Source organism: Dyadobacter subterraneus (assembly GCF_015221875.1).
Taxonomy (GTDB): domain Bacteria; phylum Bacteroidota; class Bacteroidia; order Cytophagales; family Spirosomataceae; genus Dyadobacter; species Dyadobacter subterraneus.
On record NZ_JACYGY010000002.1, the window covers coordinates 958161 to 974088 of the forward strand.

Here is a 15928-nt window from a genome sequence, read left to right on the forward strand (position 1 = left end):
AATATTTACATTATAATTATTAGTAGACGAATAGTTAGGTAATTACTACTGCATTTTAATAATTCCTATTGAACATCTTAACATTTTTATAATGACGCACCGCTCCGATCACCGTGCTTATTTCTTCAAGATTGACACCACTATAAAGAAAATCCGTAATGCTTTACAAAAACAATTGATCGATGCAGGATTTGACCTGACCGTCGATCAGTGGGTTTTGATTGATCATATATACCGTGAACAGGGAATCAGCCAGAACGGTTTGGCCGAATTGACCTTTAAAGATCCGCCAACAGTAACCCGAATTATTGACTTATTGGAGAAAAAGGGATTGGTTGAACGCGGACTTGCCGTCGGCGACAGAAGAAAATTCAATCTTTTCCTGACAGAGAAAGGACAAACGATTTATAACGAAGCTTTTCCAATTGTTGCTGAAATCCGCAGAAAAGGTTGGGGAGATCTGGACGAGGCAGATTATCAGCATTTTGTGAGAATTATGGACTCTATCTACAATAACTTTTCCTGATCGGGAATGTTAACAGATGTGAATCTTTGTGTTGAGGTTTAAACCTTTCGGCCTGTTTTGGCATCTTATTATCGTATTTGCAAGAAGCAAGTGGCATAGTTATTAGCCCGGACTTTTGCAGATACGATAATTTTTTTTCAATCATTTCATTTATTACGCCATGAAAAAGATCATTCTTTTTAGTGTTTTATTCATTACCGCTTTGTCATCATTCGCTCAAACCACCATCGTTCAGCAGCCGCTGCAACGTAAAATTGAAGTATCCGGTTTTTCAGAAATGGAAGTTGTTCCGGATGAGCTTTATTTCAGTATTTCGTTAAGAGAATATTTTAATGATGAGAAAAATCAAAAGGACAAAGTTATTATCAGCACTTTGGAAAAACAGTTGATTAAAGCAATTGCGGAAGCAGGTTTGCCGAAAGAGGCGCTGTCAATCAGTGGAGTAGGAGGTTATCAGAATTATGTTGACAAAAAGAAAAAGCCGGCTACTTTCCTTGAAAACAAACAGTATGAATTAAAAATCGACCGTGCAGACAAACTGGATGCGATTTTGTCAAAAGTTGAAAGCCGTGGTATCCAGTATGCAAACATTGCACGTGTAGATCATTCTAAGAAAGAAGAATTTAAAAAACAGGTAAAAATTAATGCGCTAAAAGCAGCAAAAGATAAAGCTGCTTATTTGTTGGAAGCAGTTGATCAAAAACTGGGACCTGTTTTGGAAATCAGAGAAGTTGAGGATAACATTAATTATCCGCAACCAATGTATGCAAAAGCTAATATGCGCATGATGGCGGCTTCGGAATCTGCGGATGCGGTTCAGGATAGCGATGTTCAATATCAAAAAATAAAAATCAGTTACCGGATGCAGGCGGTTTTTGAAATCAAGTGAGCTGGAACAATATTTTAATACAAGCAACTTGTCTTAAATATTTGTATATTCATCTTGTCAAACGAACCACATAAAACAATGAGCATCAACGCAAAACACCTCGCAACTTTTATTCTTGGCGCAGCTGCCGGAGTAGCTGCACATAAATATTTGCAATCCGAAGAAGGCGAAAAACTTCTGGAAGATTTGAAAACAAAAGCTAGTGATTTGAAAGCAGAAGCCGAAGGCGCTGTGGATAAAGCACCGGAATATTTTCAGGAATTGAAAACAAAAGGCTCGGAAGCGATCAAGTCGAACTTCCCGGATGCGGAAAAGTTTTTGAAGGATTTAATCGATAAGTTTACAAGTGCAAAAACAACAGCTGAGGCAGAAGCAGACGCCTCAAATGTTACACCTTCAACGGCCCAATTATAAAAATATCCAGCGGCGAAGAGATTTTCTCTTCGCCGTTTTTCATTTTACAAGACCGTGAATTTGTGCGTATTGTAAAAGCATGATTGTTTTTCCATCCTTAATCTCTCCGGATTCAATCATTTGAGTAGCTTCGACAAAAGGAATTTCCATTACTTCAATATTTTCTTGCTCTGTTTCGCAGCCACCGCCATCGCCTACTTTCATTTCTGCTGAATACTCTGCGACAAAAAAATATAATATTTCTGTAACCGATCCTGGCGACATATATGCTTCAAAAATTTTCTTTACTGATTTGATTTTGTAGCCAGTTTCTTCCTCCGTTTCCCGTTTGATACAATCTTCTGCATTATCTTTATCGAGTAATCCGGCACAGGCTTCGATCAGCATTCCGGTTGTATTGCCGTTGGTATAAGTAGGTAGGCGGAATTGCCTGGTCAGAATTACGGTTTGTTTTTCTTTGTTATAAAGCAATATCGTCGCTCCGTTTCCGCGGTCATATGCCTCGCGTGACTGGCGCTCCCAGCGACCGTCGGCAAGCTGATAGTCGAAGGTGAATTTGCGTAATGTGTACCAGTTGTCAGATAGAATTTCTTCGGAGACGAGGCTAACTTTATCATTCATGGTTTATTGATCGTTTTTGATTAAAAATGATTATATTTGAACAAATGTACAATTTCTTATGAACTTTCAAAAAAGAAAGAATATTATTTTAAACATTCTGGATCAGCGTGGTGAGGTGACTGTGAAGGAATTAGCAGACGAGCTGGCTATTTCAGAAATTACAATTCGACGTGATTTAACGATTCTGACGGCGGACGGTCTGGTTTATCGCACGCATGGAGGAATTATGAAAGTGGAACTGACCAAAATCCCTTTTCATTTTGCTAATAAGGCTGCCATTAATGTTGAAGAAAAGGATAATATCTGCCGGCTGGCTGCGAAGGAAATTCAGGAAAATGATATCATTTTTATGGATTGCGGAAGTACAGTTTTCCGATTATGCCAGTTTATCAAAAATAAAAAAATCCATGTGATCACAAATTCATTGCCAGTGGTTTATGAATTAATGAATTCGTCAGTTAAAATAAATCTGATAGGAGGGGAAATTGATCCGGAACGACAGGCTGTTCACGGACGTATTGCCGAGGAGCACATTAGTCGCTATAAGGCAGACCGGGCATTTATTGGGGTTGACGGAATTTCAGTAGAAAATGGCCTCAGCGCATTCAGTGAAATTGAAGCGGGAATTACGCTGGCCATGTTTGCCAATTCAAAAATTTCCTACCTTTTGTGTGACGCCTCGAAAGTTGGTCAGGATAAATATTTTCAATTTTCTCCGTTAGACGCACTGGATGTGATGATTACGAATAAAAAAACGGCGGAAACTGATAAAATAGAGAAAAAAGGAATTCAGGTAATCGCTTTTGATCAGGTTGAAAACCGGTCAAAGCCAACAAGTAATTAACCAAAAAGAAAATGAAAAAAGCCAGCTACTGGATTGAAAAATATAACCTTTTGGATCATCCCGAAGGCGGATATTATGCTGAAACTTACAGGTCGTTTGATACTATTCCACAAAATGCGTTACCAGCAGGTTTTACCGGAAACAGATCGTTTTCAACGGGCATTTATTTCCTTTTGGAAAAGCATAATTTTTCGGCATTTCATAAAATTAAATCAGATGAAATGTGGCATTTTTATCAGGGGGAAACATTAGAAATATTTGTTATTTATCCTGTTTCTGGAAAATTGGATGTGATTAAACTTGGAGACAATCCAGACAATGGAGAAACTTTTCAGGCTGTGGTCCCCGCTAATACCTGGTTCGCCTCTCGCCCGGCGTCGGGAAGTAAATATGCGTTAGTCGGCTGCACCGTTTCGCCAGGTTTTGATTTTGAAGATTTTGAAATGGCCGACCGGAAAACATTACGGGCCAGTTTTCCGCAGCATGCAAAGCTAATAGGAGAACTGACCCGTTAAGTTTTTTCATAAATTAATATCCGATGCTTGTATCATCACCCCGCGGATCAGAACCGCCTTCAAGCGAACCGTCCGGAAGAACAAGGATGCAATCCATCCTGCCGATAGAATTGCGTTGTTGTTCAATGATATAACTTCTGCTTTGTAATTTCTTGATCGTGTTTTCTGTAAAGGCACCTGCTTCAAAAACCGTTTTATCCGGTAACCATTGATGGTGAAATTTTAAGGCATTTACAGCCTGCTGCATCGTCATGCCGTGTTCAAGAACATTTAATACGGTTTGATATACAGAAGTAATAATCGTAGAACCGCCCGGTGTACCGACTACCATAAATAACTTTCCGTCTTTTTCAACAATCGTTGGTGTCATAGAAGATAACATTCGTTTTCCGGGAGCAATCGCATTGGCTTTATTTCCAACCAATCCATACATATTAGGAGCTCCGGCCTTTACACTGAAATCGTCCATTTCGTTGTTCATAAAAAATCCAGCACCTTTCACGATCACGCGACTTCCATAACCGCCGTTTAAAGTCGTTGTTACAGAAACAGCATTTCCTTCTTTGTCAACGACTGAAAAGTGTGTTGTTTCTGTACTTTCATAACCAGGAAAAACGCCTCCGGTTATGTTTTTGGAATCAGTAGCTTTATCAAAAGAAAAATCTTTCCAGCGCTGCTGTAAGTAATCTTTGCTTAATAAAGTTTCCGTCGGGATTTTTACAAAATCCGGGTCTCCAAGGAATTTCGCACGGTCCGCATACACACGTCTTTCCGCCTCAATCATCACTTGCACAGTCGAATCAGAATTCCATCCCCACTTTTTTAATGGATAAGGTTCGACCATTTTCAAGAGCTGAACCAGAGCAATTCCACCGCTTGAAGGTGGAGCCATCGTAATTATCTTGTAGTTTTTATAGTTGTCAGAAATCGTTTCACGCCATTTTGCATGATATTCCGAAAGATCTTTTTTACTGATAATTCCTTCATGTTTATACTTCATGTCTTTCGCCAGAAGCCGCGCTACTTTTCCGGAATAAAATCCTTTACGACCTTTTTTCTGGATCCGGGCCAATACTTTTCCCAAATCTTTCTGAACAAGCGTATCGCCGGCTGACCAATCTTTTCCATCTGAACGCTGGAAATACTTAGTACCGGGATTTAATTTTATGATATCTTTTTTGATGGAATTAAGGCTTCGCGCTTCTCTTTCAGTTTGCACAACTCCTTTTGTTGCCAAATCGATAGCGGGCTTTAAAATTTCTTTCCAGGATAATTTCCCATATTTCGCATGCGCTTCAACCATTCCATCAACCGAACCAGGAACGCCGGAAGCCAGTCTTCCTAAAATACTGAGTTGCGGAATTACATTGCCATCCTTATCCAGATACATGTCTTTTCCACTTTTGGCAGGGCCTTTTTCTCGATAATCTATACTCGAACTTTTTCCTGTTTTATCACGAATCACCATGAAACCGCCGCCTCCAATATTTCCGGCAGAAGGATGCACAACCGCCAGCGCAAACTGAACAGCAACGGCTGCATCAATCGCATTTCCACCAGCCTTTAAAATATCGACCCCGACCCTTGATGCTTCCGGATGCGCTGATGCCACTACGCCGTTTTTGGCATAAACCCCAACACGATCATTGTAAAAAGGTTTTTGATTGGGATCATCTGTAAGAAACTGATAAAAACCTTTAGATTCCTGTACGGGTTGCTGGGCCGCCAAAAGGCCTGATACTAAGCAGAAAGAAGAAATAAGTATAAAGCGTATATTCATGTCTTGGTGATCAGAGATTGTAAATGTAATTTAGTAAATGTTAATAAGAGGAATGTTATGATCCGTGATATTTGAAATTATTTCTGAGAATTATAGCATGATTACCACGCGATTAAGCTGCTCAAACGCTGTAAATGCCTTTTGTACTAATTTGTTTCAGCACATAAGACTTTTCGGGTAACTTTTCGAATTGAAATGTAAAAATGTGATCAAACTTTACGCAAACAAGCCACTATGAAATTTCTACGGCAGATATTTGAAAGTTTTCGATTTGCCTGGCAGGCATTACAATCGAATATTACCCGCACAACGCTTTCTCTTTTAGGCGTTACCGTAGGAATTTTTGCCATTGTAGCAGTTTTCACTATTGTGGATTCTTTGGAAAAAAGTATCCGCGACAGTATGAGCGCGATCGGAGAGAAGGTTTTATACGTTCAAAAATGGCCGTGGGGTTTTGGAGGCGAATACCAATGGTGGAAATATTTTCAATGGCCAAGTCCTTCAAATTCTGAATATAAATATTTGTACGATAATCTTGAAAATGCCAGTGCTGTTGCCGTAATGGATTTCAAAGGAAATATTACTTTGAAAAACGGCTCAAACAGTATTGCTTCATTGATCCAGGGTGTTTCGTATGAATACAATCAAATTTCTGATGTGCCCTTAGCATCGGGCCGCTATTTTATCCCACTTGAAACAACGAATGCAAGAAATGTCGCCATTATCGGTGCTGATATTGCACAGGCACTTTTTCCAGGACAAGTCGCTGAGGGAAAGGTATTTAAGTTGAATGGAAATAAATTTACGGTTATAGGGGTACAGATTAAGAAGGGGGAAAGTCTGGTAGATTTTGGTGGAAATCCTGATAAAAAATGCATCATAACTTATGGCGCCTTTGCAAAACTTTTCCAGTCGGGCCGGCCGGATCCTGATATTGTTGTGAAAGCGAAGGAAAGTGATGAAGGTATGAAAGAAGTGGAAGCGGAAGTGATTGGGTTGATGCGTACCAAAAGAGGAATAAAACCAAAGGATGAAAATAATTTTTCAATCAACAAACCGGAAGCTGCGGCACAGGCTGTGTCGGGATTGTTTTCAGTTTTGTCGTTGGCGGGCTGGGTGATCGGTAGTTTTTCAATTTTAGTTGGAGGTTTCGGAATTGCCAATATTATGTTCGTTTCGGTAAAAGAACGGACCAATTTAATTGGTATACAGAAGTCACTGGGAGCTAAAAATTATTCTATTCTTTTTCAATTTCTTTTTGAAGCAGTCATGCTGAGTCTGGTTGGCGGATTGGTAGGCATATTTTTAGTATACCTTCTATCATTCATGCAACTGGGGACTTTGGTTATTATTCTGACGCCTGGAAATATCATTCTTGGACTATCGGTTTCCTGCATTATTGGTGTTTTGTCAGGTATTGTTCCGGCAATGCTTGCATCAAGAATGGATCCTGTGATCGCGATCAGGGCAAAATAAGGAATTGGAAAAATCATTCAGTTTTCCGTAGTTGCCTCAAATATCACACAAACACATATAACTAACGAACTAATTATGCGTAAATGGGTCATTATCATCGTTCTCCTGGTCATTGTTTTTGGAGCACTATATTATTTAACCTTCGGATATTACAGTGAAGGCAAAAGAGGTGGATTTGTAACCCGTCTCAGCAACAAAGGATATCTTTTTAAAACCTACGAAGGAGAATTGAAAATGGGCGGTCTGTATGAAGGAGATGGTTCTCTGAATGCATCCGAATGGACTTTCTCTGTAAGCGGAAAAAATAAAGATGCCATTGAAAAACTGGAACAGGCCATCGCAAGCGGTCACCGTGTTTCACTGACTTACGAAGAGAAATTTTTCAACCTTCCATGGAATGGAGATACGAAATTTTTTGTAACCAATGTCGAAGTCTTAAACGGCGGAGCAACCCAAAATCCAAACAATTTCCCAAAAGTCCAGCCAGAGCAGCCGACAGAAATTGACACGGCGAAGGTGCTTTAATGTTGAATGATAGAGTGAGTGAATGATAGAATGGAAGATAAAAACTTAATAGCTCGAATTGTTTCTAGTTTAGAGAACATTCTCAGTTATTCCATACCATGTTTTTCATATCAAAGAAAATAGAATGAGCGAATCTCATTCTCTCATTCTATCATTCACTGCTCCGGCAGCCCGGTCATTCAAAATTATTTATCCTCCCGCCTTTTTCGCTTTGTAATTCTTCCCAACCAGCCAGGTAATTACTTTTTCGCGGTGATCGCCCTGGATTAAGATTTCTCCGTCTTTTACTGAGCCGCCGCTTCCGCAGAGAACTTTTACTTGTTTTCCCAGCGCTTCCAGATCGGCTGTTGTTCCTACGAAACCTTTTACAACCGTAGTTACTTTTCCGCCTCCTTTTCTGTCGAGCCAGACGCGTAAATCCTGCTGTGCGGGTGCTAATGTTTCTGCTTCATCCTGGTCGGAATCCGAATACTCAAAATCAGGATTTGTTGAATATATAATCCCTGAGCGGTTCTTTTTTGACATAATGAAATTTAAGATTTGAGATTTTACAAATCAATTAAACGATAACCCTTAAACTTTTCGGTTTGATTTTTATTTCAATCCGGGTGGTTTCCAGTTGCAAAGGTTCACCATCATAATGGATCATCGGAGGCTTATCAGCTTCAACAACAGCATCCTGTGCCAATTGATATGAAATATATTTTGAAGGTTTCAGCGTTTTTGTAAAAAGTCTGTAAGTCAGATTTGAACCATACCATTTTGGAAAAGGGATAATGGTACAAACATCAAGCAAACCATCGTATAAACTCGCCTGTGGCGCTACCCAGGCATTATTTCCATACTGACCGGCATTGGCGAAAGAAAGGGAAAATACTTCTATTTTCCTGCCATTTAATTTATAAGTCTGCGGTTTGTAATTCCAGTAAGATTTTAGTGAAACACTTAAATAAGTTGCCAGTCCCCGTGAATTTGCCTTGCTGAATAAATCGCCGACATAAGCATCAAAACCCATTCCGGCTGTACAGAAAAATGGAATACCATTCAATTCAGCTGAATCTATGGTATTGATTGAACCCGAAAAAAGATTTTTCAATCCGGCATCCAGGGTTAGTGGCAACCCCAAATGACGTGCAAGTCCGTTTCCGGAGCCAAGCGCCAGTATTCCCAAAGGTGTTGAACGATTGACCAGCGCTTTTGCAACTTCATTTACCGTTCCATCACCGCCAACTGCAACTACCGCTTTCCAGTTTTCTTTTCCAAGATTTTCCGTAACCAGCTCCGTGGCATGCCCGCGTCCTTTTGTAAAGATAATCTGCGATTTTCCTCCCTTGCTTTTTACAAAGTTTTCTATTGTATTTGAAATCTTTTCAGGATGCTGCCCGATGGAAGTTCCGGAACTTGGGTTAATGATAAATAAATAGGAATCTGCCACGGATTAAGCGAAAAATAAAAAAAGAATACCTATGAAAATGATAATAAAGAGGTAGTATAAGCCATCGATAAAAGGATATTTTTGTCGATCCAGCTTTTTAAATATATCATCGAACTTGCTCATTTTGCCGTCGGGTTTGCTAAATTTTATGTTCCAAGAGTATTTTGAAGGAAACTCTCCCGGAAAGAATCTTTCCTGTATCTTTAAACGAAAGAAACATTTTACAAAAATCCGTAAAAAATATGAGAAACTGTGTTTTAACATTACTTCTATTATCACTGACCACTTTTGTAATGGCCCAGACAAAGGCCGACCGGGATGAAATTTATTCTATTTTGAAGCGGCAGAATGCAGACTGGAACCGCGGTGATGTAAAATCTTTCATGAAAGGCTACTGGGAATCGGACTCTCTGATGTTTGTAGGAAAACCCGGCGTTACTTATGGTTATAAAAAAACATATGAAAATTATTTAAAGCGATATCCGGATCGTGCTTCGATGGGAACACTGACATTTACATTTATTAATTTGTCATTTCCGGGAAAAGACGTTGCCTTTTTAGTAGGAAAATATAGTTTAAAACGTCCGGTAAAAGGAGATGTTAGCGGTCACTACACATTGCTTTGGAAAAAGTTAAAAGGGAAATGGACAATTGTTTGTGATCATTCAAGCTAATTAATATCATTTCATCAATAGAAATTTCTCTATATCCGCATGTCCGATTCAAGACCAGGAAGTTTTACCAGAATACTTATTAATCCAATAAAAGATCTCGCCGACGGCGGAAGATTATCAGGAATTCTTTTGCTGATCGCGACGGGAATTTCCTTAATGCTGGCAAATCTTTCCGGAGGCCACGATTATCTTGCTTTTTGGCATAAAGAAATACAAATCGGTCCGTTGGAAAAAAGTATTGAGCATTGGGTCAATGACGGATTGATGGTGGTATTTTTCTTTTTTGTTGGACTGGAAATCAAAAGGGAAGTTCTGGATGGGGAACTGGCCTCTGTACAAAAAGCATTATTACCGACGCTTGCGGCTATTGGAGGTGTGATGATGCCGGCAATTATTTATTTTTCACTGAATCAAACGGGTTCTTCTTCTCATGGCTGGGCGATTCCTACGGCAACAGATATCGCTTTTTCATTAGGAATTCTATCGCTTTTGGGCGATCGTGTTCCTTTCAGTCTTAAAGTTTTTCTAACTGCGCTCGCCGTGATCGATGATTTAATTGCGGTGCTGATTATTGCTGTTTTTTACACAAGCAACATTCAAGCGAATATGCTTTTATATGCAGCAGGTATTGTTGCAATTCTTTCTGTGCTGAATTATTTTAAAGTGGAAGGAATTATCTGGTACCTTTTACTAGGTGGAATTCTCTGGTATTTTGTGTTAAAATCGGGGATTCATGCCACTATCGCCGGTGTACTTTTGGCTATGACGATTCCGCTTCATAAAATTCCGAAACTGGAACACGCGCTCCATCAGCCGGTTAATTATCTGATCATGCCTATTTTCGCGTTGGCTAATACGGCAATAATTTTACCTTCCAATATTTCAGGATTACTGATATCGCCATTAAGTTTTGGTGTAATTTTTGGTTTGACAATCGGAAAACCATTAGGCATTGTAGGATTATCCTGGTTAGCCGTAAAAGCAAAATTGGCAAAATTGCCAGAAGGAATTAGCTGGAGGCATATGACAGGACTCGGTTTTACAGCCGGAATCGGTTTTACAATGTCAATTTTTATTGCATCACTTTCTTTTAAAGATATTGAATTTCAAAATACTGCTAAGATTGCCATTATAGTCGGAACATCGATTTCCGCCATTACTGGATTAATATGGTTGACACAAATTGGTAAGACATCAATCAGGGAAAATTAAAATATTGATATGCTTAAAAATAAAAATGGCCGGATCTGTCAGACAAATCCGGCCATTTTGTTTTCGAATATTCCTTTTACAATCTCTTCAAACTTAAAACTGCATTTACAGCAGCACCAGTTCCGCTGGTGTTTGTATTGACAAGAATTTGCATGTCATTCGTATTTTGGGTCAGACCAAATGAGCTGGTCGTTGTGCCATTAGTAAGTGTCAATTTTCCACTATCGACTTTCCATGTGGTTGTATTTTGAATTTGTATGAAACCTCCGATCAAGGCCACAGCAGCATCACAATCTGAAAGCGCAACTTTGTTATCTGAGGTAAAAGTGAATTTTAACTCATAAATACATGGTGCCAAAGCTGGTAAAAGACTCAAAGCAGGAATTGTTGTACCAGCTGTTTCAGGCGTTACAGAAGTTAATTGCCATTTTCCGACAATTGGGTTGTTGTCCACAGGTGTAGTTGTTTTGTCATCGTCGTCTTTACAAGCAACAAATGCCAGAAACATCAGAAAAAAAGCAAAAAAGGCGGTTTTATTGAGATGGTTGAAAATTTTCATTATGAAGGAGTTAAGTTTTAATATGATATTCAAACTTCAAAAATACTGTAAAAATTGTGCTGAATAATAATTTCAGTCGGAATGAATCGTAAATCTGAGTTAATGGTGAAGTATGGTCGACTTAATCGTGACTAGTTTACTTCATTAAACTTTTCCTGAAAATATCCAGCAGACGTTCTGCGGCTGTAACAGGAAGTTCATTTCCTTCTTTCACAGATTTTTCTGAGGTCGCAATTGCTTTTTTTATTATTGTATTTTCATAAAACTGTTCTTCCAATGTTTGGCGGATATAATCGTGCATCCATTCCAGATTTTGCGCTTGTCGGTTTTCTTGAAAATATCCATTTTGTATCGTTGATTGCTGATATTCCATGATCAATTCCCAAAGTGAAGCAATTCCGGTACCTTCTAATGCCGAGCAGGTTACTACTTTTGTGATAAAATCTGAATCTGATTTTGGAAATAAGTGGAGCGCGTTTTGATATTCCGTTACTGCCTGTTCTGCTAAAACTTTATTGGCACCGTCGGCTTTGTTAATAGCAACGGCATCAGCCATTTCCATAATTCCTTTTTTGATTCCCTGAATTTCATCTCCCGCGCCGGCAAGCATTAATAGCAGGAAAAAATCACTCATACCTTTTACTAAAGTTTCGGATTGTCCAACACCGACGGTTTCAATAATGATCACTTCATAACCCGCAGCTTCACATAACAACATCGTTTCGCGTGTACTTCTGGCAACACCGCCAAGCGATAATCCTGATGCAGACGGACGGATGAAAGCCAGCGGATCTCTGGAAAGTTCTTCCATCCGGGTTTTATCTGCCAGAATACTGCCGCCGGTTTTTTTGCTGGAAGGATCAATTGTCAGTACAGCTACCTTTTTTTTCAGTGATGTAATATGCTTTCCCAGTGCTTCAATAAATGTACTTTTTCCAACACCCGGAACCCCGGTAATTCCCACACGCATCGAATTTCCAGTATTGGGTAGAATATTTTCCAGTACTGATTTTGCCAGTATTTTGTCGTTTTTGAGCTTACTTTCAATAAGGGTAATCGCGCGGCTGAGAATGATCCTGTCGCCTGAAAGGATACCTTGTGTGTAGGCTTCAACAGTAAGGCGCTGGCGCATGAATTGGGATTTTGTTGAAAGGAAGTTTGTAAAATTCGCTAATGAATAGCAATAATGAAACCTTTTTTATTTGAAAAAAGGCTAAAAGCCGTATATTGTCCGTTTAGAATTAATATTTTACTTTTCAACAATACGAATGAAAATCTTCTCTTCACGCTTATGGGTTATGGCCATGTGTAGCCTTGGATCCCTAAGTGTTTTCGCTCAGGAAGCGGACAAGCCAAAGTATGATGCGCACGTGCTTTTTCATCCTTTATTTAATTTCCAGCCAGGAAGTGAGTATCGTACGGGTAGTGGAGCTCCTGGTCCGGCTTATTGGCAAAACCGCGCAGATTACAAGATAAATGTCGCTTTAAACGAAAAGGAGCAAACAATTACGGGCGATGTTGAGATTACTTATAAAAACAACAGCCCCGAAGCACTTGAATTTATCTGGCTTCAACTGGATCAGAATTCTTTCAACACAGAATCCCGCGGAGGAAAAACTACGCCAATTACCGGCGGACGGTTTGGTAATGTTAATTTCAATGGGGGAGATGCCATCAAATCTGTTTCTGTTCAGCAGGGGAAAGATAAAGCTGTTGATGCAAATTATCTGGTTACAGACACGCGCATGCAGATCCGTCTTGCCAATGCAGTAAAAGCTGGCGGCGATGTGATCAAAATAAAAATCACTTATTCTTTCAAAGTTCCTGAATACGGTTCGGATCGTATGGGAACGCTTGAAACTAAAAACGGTATTGTTTACGAGATGGCTCAGTGGTATCCGCGTGTAGCTGTTTTTGATGATATCGAAGGCTGGAATGTACTTCCTTATCTTGGAGCCGGCGAGTTTTATCTTGAATATGGTGATTTTGATTATGCGGTTACCGTGCCATGGGATCACATCGTTGTAGGTTCGGGAGAATTGGTAAATCCGGCAGAAGTTTTGACTGCTCAACAAAGAAAACGCTTGGCTGATGCAGCGAAAAGTGATCAGACGGTGATGATCCGTACCGCTGAGGAAGTTACAAATCCATCTTCTCGTCCAAAACAATCTGGTACTTTGACATGGAAATTCCATTGCACAAATGCACGTGATGTGGCCTGGGCTACTTCAAAAGCATTTGTTTGGGATGCTGCACGTATGAATTTGCCAAATGGAAAAACATCTCTTGCACAGTCGGTTTATCCTGCTGAGGATGGCGGACTGGAAGGCTGGGGACGTGCTACGGAATATGTGAAAGGATGTATCGAATTTTATTCAAACTATATTCACGAGTTTACTTATCCGGTTGCAACGAACGTAGCCGGGCTGGTAGGTGGAATGGAATATCCGGGAATTGTTTTTTGCAGCAGCAAAAGCCGTAAAGATGATTTATGGGGCGTAACGGATCACGAATTCGGTCACAACTGGTTCCCGATGATTGTTGGAAGCAACGAGCGTAAATATGCCTGGATGGATGAAGGATTTAATACTTTTATCAATTTCCTTTCCGGTGATAATTTTAATAATGGAGAATACAAGGATAACCAGATGGGAGACATGCATCGTCTGGCGCCTGTTATGTTCCGCGATAATGCAGATCCGATCATGACTATTCCTGATGTAGTTCAGCCTGCAAATCTGGGTTGGGAAGCATATTACAAGCCAGGTTTAGGTTTGAAAATGTTACGTGAGCAAATTCTTGGAAAAGACCGCTTCGACTATGCTTTTCATTTATATGTAAAACGCTGGGCTTTCAAACATCCGACACCTTATGACTTCTTCCGTACGATGGAAGACGGAGCAGGAGAAGATTTGGGCTGGTTCTGGAAAGGATGGTTTTTTGAAAATTATAAACTTGATCAGGCTGTAAGAGATGTTTCATACGTTGAGCAAAATCCTCAGAAAGGGTCTGTGATCACGATTGAAAATCTTGACCAAATGGCAATGCCTGCAAAAGTTGATGTTGAAGAAATAAGCGGTAAAAAGACAAGAGTTGAATTGCCAATAGAAGTATGGCAGCGCGGTGGAAAATGGACTTTCCGTGTAGATACACAACAGCCAATTAAATCGGTGACAATTGATCCGGACAGACAACTTCCGGATATCAATCCTCAAAATAATATCTGGAAACCGGTTAAGTTTGCTCCAACGGAAGCAAATTAATTTTGGAGATCAGTCATTAACAATAAAAATGCCTCACAGAAATTAATTTCTGTGAGGCATTTTTATTTAATTTACATTACATTTTTACCGACATTTTGAACTCAGAAAATGTCCAAAGTTTAATTTATCACGTCAATCTGAAAGCCGAAAGCTGACAGCCGACAGCACTTTGTAATCAGATTGTTATCAACATAGCGCCATAAGAATAGCCACCGCCAAAAACAGTGATAACGATATTTTCTCCTTTTTTGAATTTCTCCCTGTTTTCAGAAAGTGCGATGGCGCAACCTGCGCAACCTGTATTTCCCAGGTATTGAATATTTGAAATCAGCTTTTCAGCAGGAATTCCTAATGTATTGATCACATTAAGACTGATCCTGTGATTTGCCTGATGAGGGATCAGATAATCAAGATCGTTGATTGTCAAACCGCAAGCCTGCAAAACCTGCTGACTAACCTTTGGCATATAAATACAGGCATTCTGGAAAACGTCACGTCCGAATGGCATAACAACACCGCGGTCATTTGGACGAAGTACTACGGCTTCAATTGCTTTTCCACTTGTTGCCGCTCCTCCGGTGATCAGTTTTTTGATAAACATATCCGATTCCGATTGTCTTTCTTTCGAAATCAATATGGCAGAAGCGCCATCGCCCCACAAATGGCCGGAAACAGTATCGCTTTCATTGTAATAAGCCGTGTTGTGATCAGAAACGATCACCAAAGCTTTTGAAGCTTTTCCCATGGCAAAATATCCTTCAACAATTTCAATCGCGTTCAGCAAAGAAGAACATGCGGAAGAAATCGTAACCACAGGAATATCTGGCAAAGCAAGATGATGCTGAACCGCATGGGCAACCGTTACAATCGTATCATAAGGCGTGTAGGTTCCGCCTACGATCAAATCAATTTCATTTTTGCTGTATGGAACTTTATCACCCGCCAATAATAAATTTACGGCTTCAATTGCCATGGTTGCAGTATTCTCACCTTCTCCGGCTTTGCGACGCTCGTAAATTCCGGTGCGTTCTACAATCCATTCGCTGGAAAGGTTGTTAAGTTTTGTAAAATATTCATTACCAATTACTTCACTTGGTAGATAATGACTGAGTGTATTAATATACATGGTTGAGAAGTTGACTTCGCAATCTACTATTCTGTTTAATTCCGAAAGTTAAATATTTCGTAGAAAGCA

General features: G+C 39.8%; 17 protein-coding genes. 10 read left to right on the forward strand and 7 right to left on the reverse strand.

What is annotated here, in order from left to right; translation table 11 throughout:
- Window positions 1–91: 91 nt before the first annotated feature.
- The 3 genes from IEE83_RS29450 to IEE83_RS29460 all read left to right on the forward strand — a co-directional run bounded on the left by IEE83_RS29450 (window position 92) and on the right by IEE83_RS29460 (window position 1829).
- Window positions 92–526 carry a MarR family winged helix-turn-helix transcriptional regulator gene (locus IEE83_RS29450; protein ID WP_194124307.1) on the forward strand — a complete coding sequence of 145 codons (435 nt, stop codon included), beginning with the start codon at window positions 92–94 and terminating at the stop codon, window positions 524–526.
- 160 nt (window positions 527–686) lie between these two features.
- A complete protein-coding gene (locus tag IEE83_RS29455) occupies window positions 687–1415 on the forward strand; it encodes an SIMPL domain-containing protein (RefSeq protein ID WP_194124308.1) in 729 nt (242 codons plus the stop codon).
- Between the two features lie 78 nt (window positions 1416–1493).
- Complete coding sequence (locus tag IEE83_RS29460) at window positions 1494–1829, forward strand: YtxH domain-containing protein (RefSeq protein WP_194124309.1); 336 nt, start codon at window positions 1494–1496, stop codon at window positions 1827–1829.
- A gap of 39 nt (window positions 1830–1868) precedes the next feature.
- Here IEE83_RS29460 and nudK read toward each other — a convergent pair whose 3' ends face one another.
- A complete protein-coding gene (nudK, locus tag IEE83_RS29465) occupies window positions 1869–2450 on the reverse strand; it encodes a GDP-mannose pyrophosphatase NudK (protein ID WP_194124310.1) in 582 nt (193 codons plus the stop codon).
- A 58-nt stretch (window positions 2451–2508) separates the two neighbouring features.
- On the opposite strand from nudK, the gene IEE83_RS29470 reads away from it, so the two are divergent.
- Both IEE83_RS29470 and IEE83_RS29475 read left to right on the forward strand, forming a co-directional pair.
- Window positions 2509–3294 carry a DeoR/GlpR family DNA-binding transcription regulator gene (locus IEE83_RS29470; protein ID WP_194124311.1) on the forward strand — a complete coding sequence of 262 codons (786 nt, stop codon included), beginning with the start codon at window positions 2509–2511 and terminating at the stop codon, window positions 3292–3294.
- Between the two features lie 11 nt (window positions 3295–3305).
- Complete coding sequence (locus tag IEE83_RS29475; RefSeq protein WP_194124312.1) at window positions 3306–3809, forward strand: cupin domain-containing protein; 504 nt, start codon at window positions 3306–3308, stop codon at window positions 3807–3809.
- 13 nt (window positions 3810–3822) lie between these two features.
- Here IEE83_RS29475 and ggt read toward each other — a convergent pair whose 3' ends face one another.
- The gene (gene ggt / locus IEE83_RS29480) at window positions 3823–5589 is read right to left on the reverse strand and encodes a gamma-glutamyltransferase (protein WP_194124313.1); all 1767 of its coding nucleotides are present in this window, start codon (window positions 5587–5589) and stop codon (window positions 3823–3825) included.
- Between the two features lie 234 nt (window positions 5590–5823).
- On the opposite strand from ggt, the gene IEE83_RS29485 reads away from it, so the two are divergent.
- Window positions 5824–7065 carry an ABC transporter permease gene (locus IEE83_RS29485; RefSeq protein ID WP_194124314.1) on the forward strand — a complete coding sequence of 414 codons (1242 nt, stop codon included), beginning with the start codon at window positions 5824–5826 and terminating at the stop codon, window positions 7063–7065.
- A gap of 75 nt (window positions 7066–7140) precedes the next feature.
- On the forward strand, window positions 7141–7590 hold the full coding sequence (locus IEE83_RS29490; protein WP_228102124.1) for a DUF8785 domain-containing protein: 450 nt from the start codon (window positions 7141–7143) through the stop codon (window positions 7588–7590).
- 189 nt (window positions 7591–7779) lie between these two features.
- On the opposite strand, the gene IEE83_RS29495 is transcribed toward IEE83_RS29490, so the two are convergent.
- Window positions 7780–8115: a translation initiation factor gene (locus tag IEE83_RS29495; protein ID WP_194124315.1), complete on the reverse strand. Its 336-nt coding sequence runs from the start codon at window positions 8113–8115 to the stop codon at window positions 7780–7782.
- Window positions 8116–8149: 34 nt separating this feature from the next.
- Window positions 8150–9025, reverse strand: coding sequence for a diacylglycerol/lipid kinase family protein (locus IEE83_RS33490; RefSeq protein WP_194124316.1), 876 nt, complete (start codon window positions 9023–9025; stop codon window positions 8150–8152).
- A gap of 242 nt (window positions 9026–9267) precedes the next feature.
- Here IEE83_RS33490 and IEE83_RS29505 point away from each other — a divergent pair, with 242 nt between their 5' ends.
- Both IEE83_RS29505 and nhaA read left to right on the forward strand, forming a co-directional pair.
- A complete protein-coding gene (locus IEE83_RS29505; RefSeq protein WP_194124317.1) occupies window positions 9268–9699 on the forward strand; it encodes a YybH family protein in 432 nt (143 codons plus the stop codon).
- Window positions 9700–9738: 39 nt separating this feature from the next.
- Entirely contained in the window at window positions 9739–10911 is a 1173-nt protein-coding gene (gene nhaA, locus IEE83_RS29510; protein WP_194124318.1) for a Na+/H+ antiporter NhaA, read from the forward strand.
- Between the two features lie 76 nt (window positions 10912–10987).
- On the opposite strand, the gene IEE83_RS29515 is transcribed toward nhaA, so the two are convergent.
- The gene (locus IEE83_RS29515; protein WP_194124319.1) at window positions 10988–11470 is read right to left on the reverse strand and encodes a lipocalin family protein; all 483 of its coding nucleotides are present in this window, start codon (window positions 11468–11470) and stop codon (window positions 10988–10990) included.
- A 136-nt stretch (window positions 11471–11606) separates the two neighbouring features.
- Window positions 11607–12602 (reverse strand): methylmalonyl Co-A mutase-associated GTPase MeaB, encoded by a 996-nt coding sequence (gene meaB / locus IEE83_RS29520; protein WP_194124320.1) that lies wholly within the window; start codon window positions 12600–12602, stop codon window positions 11607–11609.
- A gap of 136 nt (window positions 12603–12738) precedes the next feature.
- Here meaB and IEE83_RS29525 point away from each other — a divergent pair, with 136 nt between their 5' ends.
- Window positions 12739–14733 (forward strand): M1 family metallopeptidase, encoded by a 1995-nt coding sequence (locus IEE83_RS29525; RefSeq protein WP_194124321.1) that lies wholly within the window; start codon window positions 12739–12741, stop codon window positions 14731–14733.
- Window positions 14734–14908: 175 nt separating this feature from the next.
- On the opposite strand, the gene IEE83_RS29530 is transcribed toward IEE83_RS29525, so the two are convergent.
- Window positions 14909–15859 (reverse strand): 3-oxoacyl-ACP synthase III family protein, encoded by a 951-nt coding sequence (locus tag IEE83_RS29530; RefSeq protein ID WP_194124322.1) that lies wholly within the window; start codon window positions 15857–15859, stop codon window positions 14909–14911.
- Window positions 15860–15928: the final 69 nt, after the last annotated feature.